Consider the following 20,253-nt stretch of genomic DNA (forward strand, 5'->3'; position numbering starts at 1 on the left):
GATCTGCTTGATACCGGAGTTGCCGGGCACCTGCTGGAAGGCGCTCCAGGTACCGGTGGCGTAGTTGCCGTCAGCGGTGTAGACGGTGTTGTCGGAGCCGATGGCGTACAGGTGCACGGTGCTGCCGACCGCCGTGGCGGTGATCTGCTTGATACCGGAGTTGCCGGGCACCTGCTGGAAGGCGCTCCAGGTACCGGTGGCGTAGTTGCCGTCAGCGGTGTAGACGGTGTTGTCGGCGGCGATGACGAACAGGTGCACGATGTTGCCGACGGCCACGGCGGAGACCTGCTTGATAGCGGAGTTGCCGGGCACCTGCTGGAAGGCGCTCCAGGCGCCGGCCGCGAAGTCGGCGTTGGCGTTGAAGACGGTGCCGCCCGCGCCGATCGCGAAGAGGTTGGTGACGTCCTTGGCTGCGGGGGCCGGGGCGGGGGCGGGCGCCGGGGCGTTGTCGGTCCCGCCGATGGGGGAGACGTAGCCGCTGATCGACTGGCCCATGTAAGAGCTGTAGCCGAGTGCCGAGCTGTACGGTCCGTCAACCCGGACGTGCGAGGTCGCGGCCCAGTTGCCGCGCTGACCGCCCTCGTTGCCGCCGATGGACTTGATGGTGCCGTTGCCGACCTCCGTGACGATGGCGACGTGGTCGGCGTAGCCGGCGCCGTCGTAGTTGAACACGACCGCGTCGCCGACGTGCGGGGTGCTGTGGAGGCCGCCGTTGTACTGTCCGAAGCTGCCGGCCCTCGGGTCAAGGCCCGAGACGTTGGCCCCTGCCTGTGCCCAGACCCACTTGGCGAAGTCCGCGCACCAGTTCTCGGGGCCGCCGGTGCAGCTGGAGTTGAAGCCGGTGGTGCCGGCGCTGTTGGTCGAGCAGGCCATCTTGTAGTTGTTGGCCTGGGCGATGCTCACGATGTTCGAGCCGACGCTGGCGTGGGCGGACGAGGCGCCGAAGGCCAGGCTGACCGGCACGATCGCGGTGGCGAGGGCGAGAGCGGCGGCGCGACGGGAGATGGGCGTAGACATGGCGGGTACTCCTGGGTGAGAGATGGCGGGTTGAACGGTCGGTGGTGCTCCGGCGGGCACGGCGGTGCCATGGCCGACGGAGCCAGGAAGTTCGGTGAGCGTCGTCGCGGGCCGTACGGCGCGGCGGCGGCAGCGGAGCAGGGGCCTTGGACGGGTGAGCGGCGCTCACCTGCGGCTCCGGGAGGCCAGGCAGTGCACTTGGCCGGTGCGGGCCGTCACGTGACGGCCGGGGGCGTGGTGCGGTCAGTGCGGGGCAGGAGGTCTGCAGCCCGTGGGTGTGGCGGATGCCGTCGGCGCGGCCGTCACCGGGCGGTGTGGTCCGTGGCTCGCGGGGGCTCCGGGGGCAGGTAGCGCTGTAGGAGCGTCGGTGAGGTGCGGTGGCTGCGGGCGATCAGGCCGTACGCGCGGACGGCGGCGGGGTCGAGCTGGCCGGGCGGGTCGGAGGGGCTGCGGCTGAGTAGGTAGAGCAGGAGGTCGATGCGGTCGTCGGCGGGCTGTGCGCTGGCGTGTTGGAGTCCGTCGGCGGGCTCGGCGTGCGCCCAGAGGGCGTCGACGGCTTCGGCTGCCTCGGCTGCTCCGGTCGCCCCGGCCACCGCAGCGGGCTGTCGGCGTTTCAGGCTGGCGTAGACGATGTCCATCCGGCGGGTTCAGCCGCCCCAGCCGATGCTGTCGGTGGAGGCGGGCGCGGCGGTGGGGGTGCCGCCCCAGCCGATGCTGTCGGAGCCGGTGGCCGTGGTCGTGGTCGTGACGGTGGTGGCCGGGTCGGCGGCGGCGAAGGCGGCCGGGGCGGCCAGGAGGGCGGTGAGCGAGACGGCGGCGACCGCGGCGGCCTGGGCGATACGGGTACGGATCATGACGGGGCCCTTCTGGGATGGACGGGAGAGGTGTACCGATCCGTTGGGGCGTCCCGCGGTTGACGCCCTGTCCGGCTGCCGCCCCGGATCGTTCCCTGTCGGGCCTTCCTGGCGGCGATCACTACTCTCGTCGCTCGCCCGTGGCGCCGGAAGGGCTTCCCGCTGGCGCCCAGTCGCCTGGCGGACTCCCGACATCATGACGAGACCATGCCAAGTTTTCTTGGCTTTGCATGCCCAGATATGAGCACGCAGTATCAAGGAGCCTTCCCAAGAACCCGCAAATCCCACCGAACGCCTCGATTCGAGCCTTGAACGGGCCCTCGCGCCTCTGTTTGGATGCGCCTGGCCGCCCGCCCGGGAGGCGGCCAACGAGTGCCGGGGGGCGCGACATGCTGGAAGTACTGGGCCTGACCGCCGGAGCCACCACCGTGTACCAGGCGATGCTCGACCACCCCGCCCACAGCGTGGACGAGATCGCCGCCGGCTGCGGCCTGAGCCCCGTCGAGGTGCACGAGCACCTCGAGGAGCTCAGCCGCCTCACCCTCGTACGGGCCTCCGCGCAGCGCCCCGGCGAGCTGCGCGCGGTCAGCCCCGACATCGGCCTGGCCGACATCCTCGCCACCCAGGAAGCCGAACTCGCCTCCCGGCAGGCCGCGTTGGCGGCCTCCAGAGCGGCCGTCACCCGCATGGTCGCCGACCGCGCCGAACACCGCACCGCCCACGGCGAACGCCTGCTGGGCATGGACGCCATCCACGCCAGACTCGAACGGATGGGCCGCAGCGCCACCACCGAGGCACTCGGCAGCCAGCCCGGCGACCAGCTGCCCCACGACCTCGCCGCCAGCCGCGTCACCGACTCCGAGGCCCTCGCGCGCGGCATCGCGATCCGCACCCTCTACCAGGAGTCCACCCGCAACCAGCCGCACGTGGCCACCTACGCCCACTGGCTGCTCAGCCAGGGCGGCGAGGTCCGCACCGCCGCCACCATCCCACCGCGCATGGTCATCATCGACCGCAGCCAGGCGCTCATCCCGGTCGACCCCGCGGACAACCGCAAGGGCGCCCTGTACGTGACCGAGCCCGGCATCCTCGCCGCGCTGCTCGACCTCTTCGAGCAGACCTGGCACACCGCCGTCCCGCTCGGCGCCACCCACCCCGACGACCCCCGCACCGGGCTCACCCCCACCGAACGCGAACTGCTGCGCCTGCTCGGCTCCGGCCTCACCGACGACACCGCCGGCCAGCGCCTCGGCATCTCCACCCGCACCGTCAGCCGCCACATGTCCTCGATCATGGAGCGCCTCAACGCCGGCAGCCGCTTCGAAGCCGGCATCAAAGCCGCCCACCGCGGCTGGCTCTGACCCCCCGGGGGGAAGGCCACGGCCTGAGATCAGTGGCGCACCACATGGCCCCCTGCGGCATTTCGCCGAAGGAATGCACCCTGCGGAGTTTCCGAAAACCAACGAAAGAGGAACTCATGACAGTCAAGCGGATCGGTTTTGTCATGGCGGCTCTCGCCGCATCTGCCGCATTTCTTCCCGTGACCGGCGCGTCGGCCACGGGCGTCTCCATTCGAGACGTCGTCAACCCGCCCGGCCACTACGGGCTGTGCAACAAGAACAGCAACAAGTGCCTGGCCGTCCTGGCGAGCGGCGCCTACGGCTCACGGGCAACCCAGACCACCTGGGGGAACTTCCAAGACCAGAGCTGGCACCTCAATGACTCGGGTGCCCTCACCGAGATCAGGAACGACTACAGCGGCCAGTGCCTCACCGCCCAGGGGTACGACGACGACGCCCCCGTCTACCAGTACACCTGCACGGGACTGGACGACCAGAAGTGGTACGCCCACAGGCTCAGCGCCAACTCCACGTGGTGGGTCAACTACCACAGCAAGAAGTGCCTCCTGGTCCAGGGAACGGAAGAAGGAAACCCCGCCAAGCAGACCACCTGCGGCTACTTCCAGGACCAGTACTGGGACATCTGATCCACCCGGACCAGCGACAACGGTGATACGGCAAAAGATTTCTGCCTGAATCACCGCAGACGGCCTGCAGTCTGTCGAGCGCGGCAGGACGCCGCGCTCGACGGTCCGTACGATCTGCGGCTACGCGTCGCCGGGCCCGGCCAGGGCCCGGCGACGGTGCTCACGCGGCGAGAGCCCGTAGGCGCTCCTGAAGGCCCGGCTGAACTCGGCAGCCCGCGGGATGCCGCAGCGGGTGGCAACGGCGTGCACCGGTACGGTGCGCAGCGCGGGGTCGGCCAGTTCGCGGTGGGCCTTCCTCAGTCGTTGGGCGCGGATCGCCGCGGCGAGGGTCTCGCCGTGCGACTCGCGGGTGAAGACGCGGTGCAGGTGGCTGACGGAGATGTGGTGGGCGGCGGCGATCACGGCCGGGGTCAGGCCGGGGTCGTGGAGGTTGTGCCGGATGAACCTGCGGACGTTCTCCATCAGGGCCCGCGACCGGACCTCCTGCGGCAGTACGGCGACGGCGTCGAGTTCCCGGGCGACCCAGGCCGCCGTCAGGTCGACGACGGCCTCCCCGAGCCGGGAGGCCTCCGGAGGCCCCAACGTCAGGGCCTGACGCTCCAGCCCCAACATGAACTGCGTGAGCAGCGCGCCCGAACCCTCACTCGCGGAGAACCTCCGGCCCAGCAGATCACGCACCAGAGGACCGGGCACCGGCAACAGAGACCGAGGAATGTCGATACCGATGGCGGTGACTTTCAGGCCTGCCCCGTCAGGGGTCCGGTCCCCGAGCATCCGCACGTCGTGCGGGGTAGAGCTGTCGATGAGGGCGAGGTCCCCGACGTGGAACGTCTCCGCCTGGTCACGTCCGCGCCTGAGCCCGTGGCTCCCGGAGACGAGCAGGGTCAGGTGGTACAACTCCTGGTCCGAACGCCGGATCATCTGCCCGGTGCGCCGGAACCGCGCCGACGGGAACGACGACCCCATCAGCACCACTGGCCCCAGCTCCGCGCACCGCAAGTCCGCCTCGAAGCTGTCCGCCTGAGCACTGGTCGTCTCACACTCCCGCGACTTCGCCAGCACGTCCCGCCAGTACTCAAAACGGTCCTTCGCCGACAAACCCTTGTCCCACGGTTCTCCCCCGCCCCCCACCGACAACTCCACTCTCCCCGGAAACCACCCCTGCCGGACCCGGCAGGACTTCCCCCGACAACATCATCGACCACCCGACCGCCAAGTACACATCCGAAGGAGGCTTCCGGAGCCGGTCCCTACGCCTCATGCGACGCGGGAGGCCACCGCACCCAAGGATTCACATGGAGGCATCCATCGCGCCGCTCTTTCGTTCACGATGGAGCCCCTACGGTCGGGGAGACGGGTCAGCCGGTGACGGTCTCGGCGTGCGGGGTGACTGCGTCCAGGAGCGCGGCCTGGTGGTCGGTCAGCTTGCCCTCGGTGCGGGCGCCTGCCTGCTTGCGCGGCCAGGTGCCGGGCCGGAAGGTGGGGTCGTCGCCGAGGCCGGTGCGGTTGGCGGGGCCGTCGAGGGTGGCGCCGGCGGCGAGGTGGACGAGCAGGCGGCGGTACGACCTGTTCCAGTCCGGCTCCAGCCGCCACAGCCCGTCCAGCCCGGTGAGCGCGGCGGCCTGCTCGGAGGTGAGGCCTTCGGCCTTGCGCTGGCGGCGCATCCACGCACCCACCGCGTAGCCGTCGAGCTTCTCCGTCGCCGGGCTCGCGAGGTGGCCATGCCGGAGGTGAAACGCGGTGGCGCCCCCTGACGGCCCCTGGGCCGCGCCTACGACGGGGGCGGGGACGGGTGGCTCCCCTGCAGGCCCTACAGGGCACACAGGCAATCCGTCCACCTGAGGAAACGGGGTGGGTAACACAGTCCCGGACCACAGCCCCACGAGGCCGAACAACGCCGAGATCAGCGTCTTTTGCCGTACCTCCAGTCAGGTGCCCCACTGACCTAATCTGCCGCTAATGTCAGCCACTTCACGGTTCTCAAGGACAGCCAGAGAAAGGCCCACTCGCATGTGGCCGAACATCCGAGCAACCCGTCACGCACCCCCGGTGCTGCAACCCGCACGGACAAACGCCGCAGCGTCTACGTCTCCGCGCTGGAGCAGGCAGAACAGCTCTTCACCTCGGCCGGGGAAGCCGACTATGCCAGCCGGCCCCTGCTGCTCTTCTACGGCCTCAGCCAAGCAGGTCGAGCCATCGCAGCTGCCGGCAAGGCACCGAAGGGAGCGGGGTGGGAGCTGCGTTCCCACGGAATCCACACAGTCAACCTCGCCGAGCCCCTACATAGCTTGCATATCGTCCAGACCGACCAGCCCGACGGCAGCTTCACCGCGCTGAGCCGACTGCTCGGTTCCCCACCGATACCCACCGACCCGAACGGCCCGGGGCTGACACTGGGCGAACTGTGGACGACGATCCCACAGGCCGCCGAACGCCCGCTGGTGAACGACGCTCCCGCCCCACTTGCATTCTTCGTCAACGACGATGAAGGCAGGCACCCGCAGGTCAGCGGGACGCTCTACAACATCCCTGACAGGATCTTCACGTCCGCAACACCCGGTCCCGACCTGGACAGGCTGATGAGCCACTTCCCCCAGGCAGCCGGATACTTCGTGCCGCGGAAGCCAGACTCAACCGCACCGTACTTTCAGCGAGCCCTCGGGATACCGGGCACCAGCGTCGTCATCCGGTGGGACACCGGGATCCCAGACGCCACCCCGGAGCAGCGCTCGGAAGCGCTGACACGCATCACCACCACCTTCCCCGGCATCCACTATCTCGTTCCGCCAGTCGCCGGGAACGACCGCCCGCTGCACCCCCTGATGGCGTGGTGGGCGCTGCTCTTCGCGCTGTCCATGCTCGCGTGTTACGAGCCCGCCCAGTGGGTCGCCCACCTCGACGTAAACGCCAGCCGCCACGCAGTCGCTCTTGAACACGTCCTCGACGCCTCCTTGACCGCAGTGCCCGAACTCATCCACCTCGCCATCGAGCAGGTCAGCTGAACGGAGGTCAGGCGACAGCCGGACGGTCGAGGCGAAGCTCGGAAGGTGGGTCTCCAACACCAAGAGCGGAGCAGCGCTCCGGATCCCCGTGTGTCTTTGGCGGTGGCCGTGTCGGGGGAGGTCACCGGGAGGGCGCGGTGGTGTAGAGGACCTGCTCCTGGCCGTACTCGACGAAGTGGTCGGCGGCGAGCAGGCCGAGTTTCTCCAGCAGCCGCCGGAATCGGGTGTTCGCGGCCTGGGTGACCGCGATCAGCTGGTGGTCCGGGGAGACCTGGGTGCACCAGCGGAGCACGGCTCCGACGCATACCCGCGGCCGGCGTGGGCGGGGAGGAACTCGTAGGAGACCTCGGCCCGGCCATCGGCGCGGTTGTCCGGGTCGAGCGTCACCCGTCCCACCGCCTGCCCGCCGTCGGCGAGGACGACAGTGAAGTGGCCGCGCCGGCCCGCGGCGCCGGCAAGGCGCGGTGCGAGGCGCCCGGCGGGGACGGGACCGCCCAGGAATCGCCGGACCTGCGGGTCGGTCCACAGGGTACGGAGCAGGTCGCGGTCCGCGGCTTCCACCGGGCGCAGCAGGAGCCGCGGGGTGGGCAGTCGGGTCGGCCAGTGGGGGGTGGAGCCACGTCGGGTCGGTGGTCATGCTGCTCCGGGGTTGCGGGGTTGGCGCGGGTTCTGGCCGTGCCGCTTGGTCGGCTCGGTCTCTGTGCGGTGCGGGGTCATGTCGGTGTTGCGGAGCAGGAGGAGGTCGAGTACCGGCAGGTCCGGTCCGGGGTGGTAGGGGCCGGCGTACCGGTATCCGAGGCGTTCGTAGAGCCGCCGGGCGGGTCGGTCGCCGGGCATGGCGAGCAGGGACGCCCACTCGGCGTGCAGCACTTCCAACAGCGCGGTGTGGAGGTGGGTGCCGACGCCTTGGCCCTGCCGGTGGGTGCGGACGGCGAGTTCGCAGATCCCGGCGAGGGCGGTGGTGGTGCGGGCCTGGGGGGTGATGGTGGGCAGGAGCTGTGCGCCGAACCAGTAGGCGGGGGTGCAGCGGAAGCCGTAGGCGAAGCCGATGTCGTGGCCGGCGGCCGAGGCCACGATCAGGGTGAACCGCTCGTGGCGGGTGTGGGAGGTGATCTGGCGCCGCAGGGTGTCGGGGGTGAATCCGGCGAGGGCGACGTCGTGGTTGCCGCTGTGGGCGTCGGCCCAGATGTCGGTGAGGGTGTCGAGGAGCGCGGCGGTGTCGGCGGCGCCGTGGCGCCGCAGGGACACCGGTGGCGTGCCGGAGGCGGTGTTCATCAGGCGGCCACGGCGGCGCGGTGGGCGTCGAGGTACTCGGCCACCTGCGGCACCTTGCGGTGGGGTCCGAGCGAGGTGGCGATGTTGTGGACGGCGAGGGCGAGCCGCTCGGAGTGCACGTCGTTGAGGTAGGCGAGGGTGCGGTGGCCGGCGTCGACGGCGGCGTCGAGGTCGGGTCGTTCCCGGCGGGCCTGGTGGAGGGCGATGTCGGCGGTGTAGAGCGCGGCGTTGCGGGCGTGGCCGCCGGAGAACAGCATGACGGCCTGCTCGGTGCCCGAGCACGCGCGGTCGAACTGGCCGAGGTCGGCGCGGCAGAGCGACTCCAGCCCGGCGAGCTCGCCGGGGACGAAGAACCCCAGCCAGTCCGGGTCGGCTTCCTGCGGGCCCTTGGCGTACAGGTCGTAGGCGCGCACGAGGGCCTGCTCGGTGAGCGGGCGGTCGCCTTGCAGCGCCCAGCCGCGGGCCTCCCGCATCGCCAGGAGCGCCAGCCAGCGCGGGGAGCCGAGTCCGGCGGCCGCGCGCTGCGCGACCTGGGCGGTGCCGACGGCTTCGCGGGGGCGGCCGGTGGCGTGGGCGAGGAGCGAGAGGCAGGCGAAGGCGTGGGCCTCCAGGCCGGGGTCGTCGGCGTGGCGGGCGCTGGCCAGGGCCTCGGTGTAGAGGGAGCGGGCGTCCTTGGTGCGTCCGGCGTCCAGGGCGAGCCAGCCGGCGGCGACGGAGAGCATGCCGGTCGCGGTGTGGAGGTCGCGGCCGAGGCCTTCGGTGTAGCGGCCGTGTGCCAGCCAGGTCTGGGCGGTGGTCAGTGCGGTGGCGGCCTGCTCGGCGAGGTCGGCGGAGCCGCGGTCGCGGTCCTGCGCGTACAGCGCCTGCTCGGCTTCCCTCAGTGCCTGGACGTGGTCGCGCCCCAGAGCCGGTCCCGCGCCCGGCACCGGGGCGGCGCCCGCACCGCCCGGGACGGCGGTGGTCAGCACCGCGGCCCCCAGGCCGAGGATCAGGCTGCGTCGGTGCACCTCGTCACCGCCCTTCGTCGTCTCTGTCGCGCCGAGCGGGGCCGAGCGGCCGCGGTAGCCCGGCTCCGTGAAGCCCAGTTCGACGGCGCTGCGGCCGGTCACCCGGTGGAGCAGGCGGCGGTACACGGCCCGGGGCCACGTGCTCTTGCCGTCCTCCCAGTTCGCGATGGTGCGGGAGGCCAGGCAGACCGGCTCGCCCGCCTCGATCGACTCCTTCACCAGGAACGTGGCGGCGTCGACGCGGGAGAGCTCCCACTCGACCTCGCGCACGCGCCGGATCGTGTCGTTCGCCCTGACCAATGAGGCCCCCTCGGGATGCGCCGCTGCCGCCCCTTGCCCCTCGGACGGTAGCGAAGCGGCCACGCTGTGCGACAGTGCCGGGCCCGTGGAAATTCCGATGACGGACCCGTCTTTCATCGCAATTTCACCGCCGTCTGACATCGCGTCAGCACCACGCCGCACGGTTCCCTGGGTCCACGCCCGGCACCGACGCCGGGCCACCGCCGGCCCGGCAGCCAACCGGCCGAGTGCGGGCACCCCATGGCGACAACGGGGCGGCGCGGCGCGCCGCCCCTTCCGAGAGGGGGAACATCGGTGGACCAATACCCGTCCCGCCGCAAGCGCCTGCTGACGTCGTCCCGGCCCATGCCGGACTGGGAGGTCGTCGGCGCGAGCGGCGCCTGGCTCCACCGAGCCGACGGCACCCCGGTGCTCGACGGCTCGTCCGGACTGCTGTGCACCAACGTCGGGCAGAGCAGCCCGAAGGTCCTGGCCCGCATCCAGGCGCAGTTCGCCCGGTACACCTACGGCGGCGCCGCCGTGGTGCGCCCGCACATCCAGCTGGAGCTGGCGGAGCGCCTGTGCGCCGCGGTCGGCCGCCCCGACGACTCCGTCGCGCTGGTCACCTGCGGCACCCTCGGCGTCGAGGTCGCCATCGGGCTGGCCCGCACCATCACCCGGGTGTGCGACGGCAAGCGGCGCGGCGACATCCTCACCAGCGACCTGAGCTACCACGGCATGAGCGCGCTGACCCTCGCGCTGGCCGGCAACCACGCCCGCCGCCCCCGCCCGGACGACGCCATGGGCCTGGCCCCGGCCTACCCCGCCCCCTACCCGCCGACCCACCCGCACGACGGCGGCCGGGCGTGCACCGCCGACTGCGCCGAGGAGGTCGCGAAGGCGATCGACGCCCGCGGCGCGGACCACGTCGCCGCCGTGCTGCTGGAGCCGGTCAACGGCACCACCGGCGGCGCCTTCGTGTCGCCGCCCGGGTACCTGCGCCGCGTCGGCGAGATCTGCCGCGAACGCGGCGTGCTGGTGATCCACGACGAAGTCCTCACCGGCCTGTGGCGCACCGGCACCCCGCTGGCCGGCAACCACTGGGCCGGCTGCGAGCCGGACATCGTGATCCTCTCCAAGGGCCTGGGCGCCGGGTACACCCCGGTGGCCGCCGTGCTGGTGGCCCCCCACCTCGCGCCGCTGCTGCGCCACGAGGGCGCGGACCCGCTGCCCGCGATGGGCACCATGGCCGCGCACCCGCTCATGGCGGCCGCCTGCCTGGGCGTCCTGGACGAGCTGGAGGCCCTCGGCCACCGGGCGCTGCGCGAGCGCGGAGACCGGCTCGGCGAGAGCCTGCGGTCCCTGACCGGCCTGCCCGGGGTGCAGGCGGTGCGCGGGCTCGGCCACCTGTACGGCGTCCAGGTCGAGCCCGGCCTGCTGTGGCCGCTGCTGGAGCAGGCCGAGCGCCGCGGCGTCCTCTTCTACCCGTTCACCGGCGCCGGCGAGCCGCGCGGCGAGGGCCTGGTCGTGGCCCCGCCGCTGATCGCCACCGACACCGACCTCGACCACCTGACCGGCGCGCTGCGCGGCGCGCTCACCGACCTCACCTGAACCCAACCAGCCGCCAAGGCCCGGCCGGGCCCGCGAACACCGAGGAGAATCCCGTGCTTCTGCCCTTCGTCGTGATCGACTCCCTGACCGCCGAGCAGTCCCGCCTGTGGCGCGAGCACTTCGCCCCCGAGCCGGGCGGGCGCAGCCCCGGCATCGAGGAGGGGATCTGGCGGCGCACCCAGGACCCGCGCAACGCCGAGCAGTCCGGCTGGACCAAGGACGACAACGGCCGGCGCCGCGTCGTCCACTACCGCCTCCACTACAACCTCGACCGCTCCCGCCCCACCGACCGCCTGGTCATGGACGAGCTGTACCTGTACGTCTCCTGGCTGGCCCCGGAGGACGACGAGGACGGCGGCGTTTACCCCGCTCAGTGAGGTGGCCGGGAGCGCTGCGCGTACAAGGCCGCGGCCGTGCTGACGGTCCGGCAGGTCAGGTCCGTTCTCGTGCGCAGCTCGCCGGGAGAGCCTGTGAGGCGCAGGGACATCACGTCGCCGTCGGTGGCCTGGACCTCGCGGTCCAGCTGGGCGAGGGAGCTCTTGAGGTCGCCGTGGGCGAGGGCGCTGCAGGCCCTCCAGACCCATTCCAGGTAGCTGCTGGTGTCGACGCTCGTGCCGGAGCTGGTGTGGATGCGCCCCGGAAGGTGGCGGCCGGCTTCGCGGACGACCTCCCCGTAGCGGGGAAACTGCAGGGCCTCTTTCAGCTTCTGGTCCTTCGGGCCGCCTGCTGCCAGGAGCCGGTCGACGAGGCCCTGGTACAGGTCCTCCCCGCTTGTGGGTTCAGGCAGTGCAGCGCCGGTGTCCGCCGGGCGCAGGGTGTTGGCGTCGGCCGCCAGCTGCCGGAGGCTACGGAAGTTGCGGTTGTCGTCGTTCTGCAGGGCCAGGCGCCGGCGTATCCGCTCGTAGCGGGAGGTCGGGGCCAGCAGCCACACCGCGCGGGCGCCGTTCTCCAGGGCCCCGCGCAGGAGCGTGAAGGAGCCGTAGGAGTGCAGGAGCAGGGCCATCCGCTCGGTGCCCTCGTGCTCGGTCAGGGAGGAACGCAGGCAGTGCAGGTGGTCCACCGCCGCCTGGATGGCGTGCTGGGCGCTGTGGGAGACCTGGTAGGGGTCGGTCCTAGCATCGTCACCAGCGAGGGAGCTGCCCGCAGGCACTTTCCAGTGCATCTCCCGCAGCGGCTCGTACGCCAGCAGGAAGGTGTCGAGGGTCTGCACGGTGGCGCGCAGGTGCGCGGTGACGTCGTCGTCCATGCCCAGACCCTATGAACACTGGCCCGTACGGGCGGAGGAATTTCCGGTGGCCCGAGCCCCGTAGGCACGCGGATCGACCGCATCGCGCAACGGTCGCGGCCGGGACGAGCAGGCAAGGCTCTGCGGAGGCGACCCGGCGTCGGCCCTCCGCCGCCGCGCCCCAGCCCGCCCCGCCCCGCCCCAAACGGCCGGCACCAGCCGGACGCGCGAGAAGAAGAGGCCCTCCGCAGGCGCGGGAAACCCTCGACGTCACTGCCCCACCCAGCCAACCACCATCCACAAAGCCAAGGATCAGGAAGGGAAAGGAGAGGGTTGTCGGGGTGGTGAGTTCGCCTTGACGGCCGCTCACCATGGCCTCTGACCTGCGCGTTCGTCCGGACTCCGAACGCTCGGACCGGGATGGGCGGCCGCCGGTTGGTACACCCGTTCCCGCCGCTGGTTGTCGCACCTGTTGGCGCACCCGTTGTCGGGTCGTGGCCGTACGGGCCGGGTGCGGGGCCTGGCAGCTGTAACCCGTACGGGCGGGTCTCGCGGTGAACCTCCCGTCGGCCGGGGACCGCTCTGCCAGCGTGAGGGCATGACGAACAACAGCGGCTTCACCCAGGACGTGACCATCCGCCCCGAGGGCGACCGGCTCACGAGCCATGGTGAGCCCTTCTTCCTGGTGACCGGACGATCACCATAGAACCCGCCTGTGACCTGGCGGAAGACCTGTCGTACGGTCGCCGGGCCGGAGCCGCCGTCACGGCGACCTCCCGGGATCGTGCGGTCGGACGCAGAGGGCTACCCGTTCCCGAGGCCCTGGTCGAGCGCCAGGCGCAGCAGGGTGAGGGCGTCGGCAGGGTTGGCGGACAGCAGCGGTACGCCGTCGGTGGCGTCGGCGACCGGGCGGCCGCCGAGGAGGGCGGTCCAGTTGCCGAGGTCGTCGTAGACCTCGATCCAGCCGACCGGGTGGCCGCGCCGTTCCAGGGCCTGGACGGCGGGCTCGGCGGGCCATGTGAGGTGGACCAGGCCGTCGCCGAGGGCGTAGTCGCGGCGTGCTTCTCCCAGGTCCCGGTCGGTATGCGGCAGCCCGCCGGTGGTCGGGCCCAGCGCCAACGCGGGCACCGGCACCCCGCCGGGAAGCCCGGCCGCGGCGACTGGAGCGACCGGGGCCGCCGATCCGCCGGCGGCGGTCGGCCCGGAGGAGCGTGTCCAGGGCGAGGCGGCGGCTCAGGCGAAGCGGCGGTGAGCGGTGTCGGTGATCTCCGGGGCCTTCGTTCCTCCGGGTGGTACATGTCCGCCCCGCGCGCGAACCTGCCGCCTTCGGCCCCCGGGAAACGCTGGGATGGGCAGCAGCACGTCGGCCACCGGGCCGGGGCACCACTTCGAGGCGGGACATCGTGATCGTTCGCATCATGGGCGAGGGCCAGGTCAAGCTGGACGACGCCCACTTCACAGAGCTGAACAAGCTCGACGACGAGCTGCTGGCCGAGATGGAGTCCGGCGACGAGGAAGGCTTCCGGCGGCGCCTCGGTGCCCTCCTGGACGCGGTCCGCCGCCTGGGAAGCCCCCTGCCCGACGATGCCCTGGAGCCTTCCGAACTGATCCTGCCCAGCCCCGACGCCACGCTGGAGGAGGTCCGCGACATGCTCAGCGACGACGGCCTCATCCCTGGCTGACCCACCATCAACCACCGGCCCCGGGCCAACACGCCCGGGGCAGGGCCCCGAGGGCGGGGCCGGGCCCCGCCCCGGCTCAGCGGGGCGGGTGGACCAGGCAGCCCCGCCCCGACCGGCAGGGGCGGGACACGCCCGTTCAGGAGCGGGCCGGACGAGGCATCAGGGTGCCTCCGCGCCCCGGCCCGACACGGCGTCCGTAGCCGGACGCCAACCGGGGCAGGTGCCGAAGCACGTGCCGCGGAGCCGACCCACCGCCGGGCACCAAGGAGAACCCGGCCACCACCGAACAGCCCGACGCCCTGCCTGCCCCCGCCCCGGAGCTGATTCGGTCCTTGTGCGGCTGCCCCGGCCATGGCCACCACCGCCCTCCGGGGGTCACCGGGCATCCCCTGGGGCGGGCACCCCCGCAGCGGGCGGAAGCCGATCTCGCTGCGGCGAACCCGGCGAGAACGACGACCCGGTCGGCTACACCTGCGGCTCCTGCGGCTTCGAATACCTCAACGCCGAACCATGAGTCGACGGGGGAGGCGCTGCACCGTACCGTTCGCGTGGTCGAAAACACTGCTCAGGTTTCAGCGGCGCGAGGGGCACGGGGGCTGGTATGGGATCCCCGGGGCGTACTGCGTCCAGTCGTTGGTACTGATACCGGTGCCGACGTAGGCGCAGAGGCGATCGGCCAGCGCAGTCGGGTCGGTGTCGAAGAAGCGAAGGGAATCACTGCCGACAACGGCGAGCCGGGCTCCGTTGGGCATAAACCGGATGTCTTCCCTGTATTGGCCGGAGGGGATAGTCCCGGTCACGTTGGGGGTGGACGGGTTGCGGATGTCCCACAGTTGAACCGCGGACTTTTCGTCGCTGGTCCATACGGCCAAGAGTTTACTGTTCGGGCTGAAGGCGAGGCCCCTGGTACCAGCCTGGGTGTTGATGGCCGCGATGGACCGTGGTTGGGCCGGGTTGCGGGTATCCCAGAGAGTCAGGGTGTTCTCGGCAGCGCCGGTGGCGGCCAGTAGCTTGCTGTCGTCGCTGAATTGCACTGTACTTCCGGAGCGTTCGGAGAGTTTGACGGTGCTGGTCGGGTGGCCGGCGGTGAGGCCGTACAGGTACAGGTCGGTGCCGAACCCGCTGGCCCGCGTAGTCGTGGCGACAACGCCAGAGGAAGCCACAACGCCGCCTTGGTTCGCACCGGCCAACGGCGAGTCCGCGCCATGCTGTGGGTGCTGCGGATCGCTGATGTCCCACCACGTGGTGCCGTCCTTGGTGAGGACGCAGGCAGTGTGGTTGTCCACCAGGCCGGCCAGGTCCCGGTTGGGGTCAGGGACGGGGAGCTTGCCTGCCTTGAGGACGGTGTTGCTGTCGGTCACGCGCCAGAGCTGGAGGTAGGCGTCGCCCTGTACGGCAACCAGGCTTCCGTCATCGGAGGAGCTGACTCCCGAGAACACGATGAAATCGCCGAGACCGGTGGGTGTGGTGGGGAAGTGTGCCGTGCCGAGCGAGGTGCCGGTTGGGTGTGTGAGATCGTGAATGTCCCAGAATTGCACCGCGCCGTGGTGGTCGACGGTCAGCAGCGCAGTGGTGGTGAGGAAGGTGATCGTTTGCGAGGAGGCGGCGAGGGAGATTGTGGCCAGAGGGTCTTTCCTGCCGGTTCCGGATTCGGGTACCTCCCACAGCCCGACGATTTTCGAGTTCTCCCCGCCCGTGGTGCCTTGCGCACTCGTCCGGACCGGTGCCGCGATCAGGTTCCCGTCTGGGCTGATCGCGAACCTGTCCTTGCCCGTTACCTCGAGGCCGCCGATCCGTGCCACTGGGTCTCGCCACAGGCGTACCTTTCCGTCTCCTCCACCGCTCAGTACCGCGCCGTTTGGCGTGGCCGCCAGGGTTCTGGTGTCGAAGGCGATGCTGGTGCAGGCCGGAACCACAAGGCTGTCAAGACTGATATTCGAGACGTCCACATGGCACAACGTGCTCTTGGCGTTATACGTGCCCATTCCGCCAAAGGTGAGTTGGTTGCCGTCCGGACTGTAGGCCACGCTCATCACATCTTCCGGGACCCCGGGGTAGACCGATAGCGGTTTCGAGGTGTCGCCGACCTTCCACAGGTGGACGTGCGCGTCCCCACCCGCGGCCAGCCAGCTGCCGTCTGGGCTGAAGGCGAGCGATTGGTAGCCGGTGGAGATGGCGGTGATCGAGACGGGCTTGGCAGGGTCGGTCAGGTCCCAGAGCTCGGTGGTGCCGGCCTGGTTGGTGGTGGCCAGCAGCTTGCTGGTGGGGGCGAAGGCCACTCCTCCTCTCAGGGTCCCGTTGCCGTTGCCGGGCAGTACTGGCAGGAGCCGCGGGTTCACCGTGTCCTGAACGGACCAGAGCATGCTTGAGCCCTGCGTTGTGGCGGCTGCCAGCAGATTCCCGTCCGGGCTGAAGGCGAGTGAGCTGACTCGAAGGGCGCCGGGGAGTTGGTCCGGTCCGGGCAGGGGCAGCTCGGCCAGGGTGCTCGGGTGCTGGGGATCGGACAGGGACAGCAGACACAGGCCGCCCTGATCCGGGCAACTTGCGGCCAGTTGCGGCTGATCGGGAGCCAGAGCGATCGCGGTTGCGCGTTGCAGGTTCAACGTCGTGTGCACAACCGGGGCAAACGGGTCGGCCGTGTTCCATATCCGCACGGAGCCGTCGTCTGTACCTGCCCCTACCAGAGGGCCGTGCGCCTGCGCAGCCACGCTGGTTACTTTGCCGCCCGTGGTGGCGAGGACGTCGTCGAGCGGCGTGCCGAGAGTTGTGTAGAGCTGGCTGGCGGCGGCTTGGGTAGGGGAGGTCCGGTAGGCGGCGATCGCGAGTTGGGCGGCCAGCCCGGGGTCTGTGGGGGTCAGGGCGGCTGCGTCTGCGGCGAGGGTGTTCGCTCGGGTGATAGCGCTGTTGCGCGCGGCGTCGTTGTGTGCGCGCTGGGCGTTCACGGCGGCTGCAGCTGCGACGAGCGCCAGGACGCAGATGGTGGCGACCCCGGACCACAGTGCGCCACGGCGGCGGCGCAGGCGCCGCTTGCCGTGCTTGAGGTAGTCCTTGAGTGCCTCGCTCAGTTCGGCCGAACGGGCGGGCAGCCACTGCCGTGAGAGCGCGATGGCGGTTCGGGTCGGCAGCAGGTCTGCAGGCCGATTCCGGTCCTCCCAGCGGTCCAGGTCGTTCTGTATGCTCTCCCGCCAGGCCAGGAACGAGCGGTCTGCTGCCACCAGTTCCCTCGTGGTCTCCCATGCCGTGATGACCGCCTCGTGGGCGAACTCGACGCGCTGGCCCTCGCCCGCGCGGCCGCTGCTGTCCTGGCCCTGGATCACCAGGAGCCTGGCTCGGGCCAGCCGCTGGGCGATGTCCCATTCCTGGGGATCGATCTCGCTTCGGTAGACGGCGCGGCGCAGCGGCGCGGCCGTGCCGACTGGGATCCGCACCAGTCGGGTGAGCAGTCGTCTGGCGACTTCCCGGTCCGCCTCTGGTACCAGGGCGCCCCACTGCTCCTTTGCGCAGTAGTTTAGGGCGCCGGCGACACCGCCGAGCCGGGTGTACTCCTGATAGGTGATGAGGCCGCCCTCGCACCGGCGCCACAACTGGTCGAGGGTGAAGCCGAGCAGCGGCAGAATGCCGGGTTCGGAGCCGGCGTCGGCCAGAATGCGCTCGATCAGCTCGTCCTCGTAGCGGGCGCCGGGGACCGCGTCGACCGGCTTGGCGATGACCTCGCGCAGTTGGTCGGGGCGCATCGGTGGGAGCGCTTGGACCTTCCTGCTGACCAGCGGGCCCAGGCGTGGGTGGGCGAGGGCGTGTTCCAGCAGGTCGGCGCGCAGGGTGGCCAGCACGGCGACCTGGTCGGGGGTTCCGGGGCCGCCCAGCACGTCGGCCAGCTCGTCGATGGCGCTGTCGCTCTGGTCGAGGAGTTCCTCGAACTGGTCGAGCACGACCAGCAGGCGTGAGGTCTTCTTCAGTTCCAGGATCCGAAATGCGGTCTCGCGAATCCCTCGGGTCGCAAGTTCCTCGGTCAGCTCGGTGACTCTGGCCGGGCGCTCAACCTCGGACAGTTCGGGGTCCAGTTCCTGCAGCAGGGCCGCGGCCAGCGCCCGCAGTGCGGTGTTGTACGCGGCAAAGTGGACCATCACGGCACTGTCTCCGGCCTTGCGCCGCCTGGGGCTGACGCCTGCCATGGCCAACGACGACTTGCCGCAGCCGGACGGCCCGACCAGCGTAGTCCAACGCTCGCTCGCGGTGATGGCGGCGAGCTGGTCAGCGTCGGCTTCGCGGCCGAAGTAGCTGCCGGCGTCGGACTCCTGGAATGCGTTCAGTCCACGAAACGGTGAGGGCGGCTCGACGAGCGGTCCCAGGTCGGGCCAGGCCGCGATCAGCCGGTCGGTCGGGATCAGGTAGCTGACCGGCGGGGTGCCCGCCTCCGCCACTGTCATCAGGCCGACCACCCCGCCGAGTTGCTCGTCCCAGACCGCGCTGCCACTGAAGCCCGCCGACACCCGGTGGCCCTGTCCGGACTGGTCGAGCTGCACCCACTGGCCGGCCAGCCTCGCCCGAAGGGTTCCGGAGTGCCACACGCCCTCGGGATGCCCCTGGGGGAATCCGAAGACCCGGGACGGGTGGTCCCAGGTCTGCTGCGGGCCCGTCTTGATCAACCTGATCGGCCGGGCACTGGGCAGTGGCGCCTCCAGCGCGAGCACGGCCACGTCCGCCGCAGCCGGCTGCGCAGGGCCCCAGACTCTCACCCGCGCTGTGCCCGACATCGGTTCCCGCTCCGGCATAGCCGGTAAGAGAGCGGCGTCGAGCACGAGTTGCGCGCCGTCTGGCGGCATCTCTCCACCGGGCAGCCCCAGTGCCGTGCTCACCACGTGGGCACAGGTGAGCACCAAATCCTCCGCCACCAGGAAGCCGACGCCGACCGGCTCACCCCGCGAGTCCTGGACCCGCAGCAACGCCGCGTGCAGCGCCGCCGGATCCCCCCCAGCCACTGGCTCGGGACTGGTCACGGCGTCTGACCCGCCTCGGCAGACGGCGGACGCCAGGTGAGCGAGACCTTGAAGTTGGCCTGCGCCGTGGTCGTGGAGATCACCAAGTCGGCTTCGGCGGACATCGACAGGCCGAACTCCAGCGAGATCTCCTCCGGCGCCTGCGCCATCCCGCCCAGGCCCTCGACAAAGCTCTCCGCCACCGGCCTGATACCCGCCAGCATCTCCCCGAGCGAACGCGCCGCCCGTGCCGCCACCTGGCCGGGCCGGGCCACCTGAATCAGCCCTTCACCCGCCGGCTCGACCTCCACCTTCACCAACTGCCCCGGCCCGGCCTCACCCTCGACCGGAAGTTCCACCAAGTACCTCACGTCCACCCCTTCGCAAGAGTCGCAGCCTGCGGGCAACGCCATGAACAACACCGCTTGCGGCGCCGCGCGCTGTTGCGCGCCCGCGCGGCCGCTCGCACGGCCTGCACCGCCGCCAGCCGGTGGGTGCCTCAGCAGCACGGCAGGTCGCCGGTGCCGGAAAGTCAGCCCGCCGGCAACCCGGCGGTCATTCACAGTGTCCAGCCAACTCCACTGATGGCAAAGAGATTTGAGCAAGAATGGAGCTTCAGGCAGGCACCAGCGGAGCGGCAGCACCTCGCCAGCCGCAGGCCGTGCGTACGGGCGCCCCGGCGGCACAGCGAGGGCCTCGAACTCGGCCTTCGCCGGGAGCTCGCCCCAGGTGCGGTAGGAAGTGAACTTCTCCACGAGCGTGCCGACGCCCTCGTTCTCTCTGTCGACCTCGACCAGGAGCACCGGCACGTCCGAGCCGGGGCCCGGGCTTGGGAGCGGCGCTGGCGAGCGTTCCTGCGGCTGCTGGTGGTCCTGGTCGGCACGGCGGCCGCCGGGGTCCGCTCGGCGGTGGCGGACCTGCGGCTGGCCGCCGAGGAGAACCCGGCCGTCGCTGAGATGCTGGGCGCTGTCCCGGCCGGCGCCGCCCGGATGGAGGACCTGGTGCAGCGCGGTCCGTACGCACCCATCTGGCACCCGCTCAACGACAGCGGGCGGGCGTGCGGGTGGACGGAGCTGCAGACAGCGAGCAAGAGCAGCGCGGGCCGGCCTGTCGCGCAGTCGAGGTCAGCAGATGCCAGGGCCACGGCGAGCACCAAGTACGGGACGGCTGCCAGGCACTGCTCGGCCATCATGCTCGGATCAGGCGCCTTGCCTGCTTCGTTCAGCGCCGGCAGCCCGGCACCGACGGCCGCATCGACCGCGGCGTCCAGGACTTCGGCCGCCGTAAACTCCCCGCACGCCGCCAGCCCGCGCACCAGGCCGGCGGCTTTCGCCGGAT

Annotated in this window: 19 protein-coding genes; 6 read left to right on the top strand and 13 right to left on the bottom strand. The window is 71.2% G+C overall.

What is annotated here, in order from left to right:
• The 3 genes from ACFV8H_RS22265 to ACFV8H_RS22275 all read right to left on the bottom strand — a co-directional run.
• On the bottom strand, nucleotides 1–1,017 hold a 1,017-nt coding region (locus ACFV8H_RS22265), incomplete at its 3' end, for a CHAP domain-containing protein (protein ID WP_380402580.1).
• Between the two features lie 302 nt (nucleotides 1,018–1,319).
• On the bottom strand, nucleotides 1,320–1,655 hold the full coding sequence (locus ACFV8H_RS22270; protein WP_380402582.1) for a hypothetical protein: 336 nt from the start codon (nucleotides 1,653–1,655) through the stop codon (nucleotides 1,320–1,322).
• Between the two features lie 9 nt (nucleotides 1,656–1,664).
• Nucleotides 1,665–1,871 carry a hypothetical protein gene (locus ACFV8H_RS22275; RefSeq protein WP_380402585.1) on the bottom strand — a complete coding sequence of 69 codons (207 nt, stop codon included), beginning with the start codon at nucleotides 1,869–1,871 and terminating at the stop codon, nucleotides 1,665–1,667.
• A 389-nt stretch (nucleotides 1,872–2,260) separates the two neighbouring features.
• On the opposite strand from ACFV8H_RS22275, the gene ACFV8H_RS22280 reads away from it, so the two are divergent.
• Together ACFV8H_RS22280 and ACFV8H_RS22285 are read left to right on the top strand one after the other, a co-directional pair.
• The gene (locus tag ACFV8H_RS22280; RefSeq protein WP_380402588.1) at nucleotides 2,261–3,232 is read left to right on the top strand and encodes a LuxR C-terminal-related transcriptional regulator; all 972 of its coding nucleotides are present in this window, start codon (nucleotides 2,261–2,263) and stop codon (nucleotides 3,230–3,232) included.
• Between the two features lie 179 nt (nucleotides 3,233–3,411).
• Nucleotides 3,412–3,858 carry an RICIN domain-containing protein gene (locus ACFV8H_RS22285; RefSeq protein ID WP_380402591.1) on the top strand — a complete coding sequence of 149 codons (447 nt, stop codon included), beginning with the start codon at nucleotides 3,412–3,414 and terminating at the stop codon, nucleotides 3,856–3,858.
• 120 nt (nucleotides 3,859–3,978) lie between these two features.
• Here ACFV8H_RS22285 and ACFV8H_RS22290 read toward each other — a convergent pair whose 3' ends face one another.
• Complete coding sequence (locus tag ACFV8H_RS22290; RefSeq protein WP_380402593.1) at nucleotides 3,979–4,536, bottom strand: helix-turn-helix transcriptional regulator; 558 nt, start codon at nucleotides 4,534–4,536, stop codon at nucleotides 3,979–3,981.
• A 680-nt stretch (nucleotides 4,537–5,216) separates the two neighbouring features.
• Nucleotides 5,217–5,741: a helicase associated domain-containing protein gene (locus tag ACFV8H_RS22295; protein ID WP_380402737.1), complete on the bottom strand. Its 525-nt coding sequence runs from the start codon at nucleotides 5,739–5,741 to the stop codon at nucleotides 5,217–5,219.
• A gap of 129 nt (nucleotides 5,742–5,870) precedes the next feature.
• Between ACFV8H_RS22295 and ACFV8H_RS22300 the strand changes: the two genes are divergently transcribed.
• The gene (locus ACFV8H_RS22300) at nucleotides 5,871–6,860 is read left to right on the top strand and encodes a YaaC family protein (protein ID WP_380402596.1); all 990 of its coding nucleotides are present in this window, start codon (nucleotides 5,871–5,873) and stop codon (nucleotides 6,858–6,860) included.
• 121 nt (nucleotides 6,861–6,981) lie between these two features.
• On the opposite strand, the gene ACFV8H_RS22305 is transcribed toward ACFV8H_RS22300, so the two are convergent.
• The 4 genes from ACFV8H_RS22305 to ACFV8H_RS22320 all read right to left on the bottom strand — a co-directional run bounded on the left by ACFV8H_RS22305 (nucleotide 6,982) and on the right by ACFV8H_RS22320 (nucleotide 9,412).
• Nucleotides 6,982–7,152 carry a hypothetical protein gene (locus ACFV8H_RS22305; protein ID WP_380402599.1) on the bottom strand — a complete coding sequence of 57 codons (171 nt, stop codon included), beginning with the start codon at nucleotides 7,150–7,152 and terminating at the stop codon, nucleotides 6,982–6,984.
• Nucleotides 7,110–7,421, bottom strand: a complete 312-nt coding sequence (locus ACFV8H_RS22310; protein ID WP_380402602.1) for a GNAT family N-acetyltransferase — start codon at nucleotides 7,419–7,421, stop codon at nucleotides 7,110–7,112. Before ACFV8H_RS22310 ends, ACFV8H_RS22305 begins: the two co-directional genes overlap by 43 nt.
• A gap of 72 nt (nucleotides 7,422–7,493) precedes the next feature.
• Entirely contained in the window at nucleotides 7,494–8,135 is a 642-nt protein-coding gene (locus ACFV8H_RS22315) for a GNAT family N-acetyltransferase (RefSeq protein ID WP_380402605.1), read from the bottom strand.
• Nucleotides 8,135–9,412 (bottom strand): hypothetical protein, encoded by a 1,278-nt coding sequence (locus ACFV8H_RS22320; RefSeq protein WP_380402608.1) that lies wholly within the window; start codon nucleotides 9,410–9,412, stop codon nucleotides 8,135–8,137. Before ACFV8H_RS22320 ends, ACFV8H_RS22315 begins: the two co-directional genes overlap by 1 nt.
• Nucleotides 9,413–9,736: 324 nt before the next feature.
• Between ACFV8H_RS22320 and ACFV8H_RS22325 the strand changes: the two genes are divergently transcribed.
• Both ACFV8H_RS22325 and ACFV8H_RS22330 read left to right on the top strand, forming a co-directional pair.
• A complete protein-coding gene (locus ACFV8H_RS22325; RefSeq protein WP_380402611.1) occupies nucleotides 9,737–11,032 on the top strand; it encodes an aminotransferase class III-fold pyridoxal phosphate-dependent enzyme in 1,296 nt (431 codons plus the stop codon).
• Between the two features lie 53 nt (nucleotides 11,033–11,085).
• Nucleotides 11,086–11,409 carry a hypothetical protein gene (locus ACFV8H_RS22330; RefSeq protein ID WP_380402614.1) on the top strand — a complete coding sequence of 108 codons (324 nt, stop codon included), beginning with the start codon at nucleotides 11,086–11,088 and terminating at the stop codon, nucleotides 11,407–11,409.
• On the opposite strand, the gene ACFV8H_RS22335 is transcribed toward ACFV8H_RS22330, so the two are convergent.
• Together ACFV8H_RS22335 and ACFV8H_RS22340 are read right to left on the bottom strand one after the other, a co-directional pair.
• Nucleotides 11,403–12,278, bottom strand: a complete 876-nt coding sequence (locus ACFV8H_RS22335) for a hypothetical protein (RefSeq protein ID WP_380402617.1) — start codon at nucleotides 12,276–12,278, stop codon at nucleotides 11,403–11,405. The two genes, ACFV8H_RS22330 and ACFV8H_RS22335, sit on opposite strands and share 7 nt — an antisense overlap.
• A 783-nt stretch (nucleotides 12,279–13,061) precedes the next feature.
• Complete coding sequence (locus tag ACFV8H_RS22340) at nucleotides 13,062–13,385, bottom strand: hypothetical protein (protein ID WP_380402620.1); 324 nt, start codon at nucleotides 13,383–13,385, stop codon at nucleotides 13,062–13,064.
• Between the two features lie 275 nt (nucleotides 13,386–13,660).
• On the opposite strand from ACFV8H_RS22340, the gene ACFV8H_RS22345 reads away from it, so the two are divergent.
• Complete coding sequence (locus ACFV8H_RS22345) at nucleotides 13,661–13,939, top strand: hypothetical protein (protein WP_380402622.1); 279 nt, start codon at nucleotides 13,661–13,663, stop codon at nucleotides 13,937–13,939.
• A 572-nt stretch (nucleotides 13,940–14,511) separates the two neighbouring features.
• Here ACFV8H_RS22345 and ACFV8H_RS22350 read toward each other — a convergent pair.
• Both ACFV8H_RS22350 and ACFV8H_RS22355 read right to left on the bottom strand, forming a co-directional pair.
• Nucleotides 14,512–18,936: a trypsin-like peptidase domain-containing protein gene (locus tag ACFV8H_RS22350; protein ID WP_380402625.1), complete on the bottom strand. Its 4,425-nt coding sequence runs from the start codon at nucleotides 18,934–18,936 to the stop codon at nucleotides 14,512–14,514.
• Nucleotides 18,933–19,718 carry a CU044_2847 family protein gene (locus ACFV8H_RS22355; RefSeq protein ID WP_380402628.1) on the bottom strand — a complete coding sequence of 262 codons (786 nt, stop codon included), beginning with the start codon at nucleotides 19,716–19,718 and terminating at the stop codon, nucleotides 18,933–18,935. Before ACFV8H_RS22355 ends, ACFV8H_RS22350 begins: the two co-directional genes overlap by 4 nt.
• Between the last annotated feature and the right edge of the window lie 535 nt (nucleotides 19,719–20,253).

It is taken from the genome of Kitasatospora sp. NPDC059827 (assembly GCF_042731675.1).
GTDB lineage: Bacteria > Actinomycetota > Actinomycetes > Streptomycetales > Streptomycetaceae > Kitasatospora.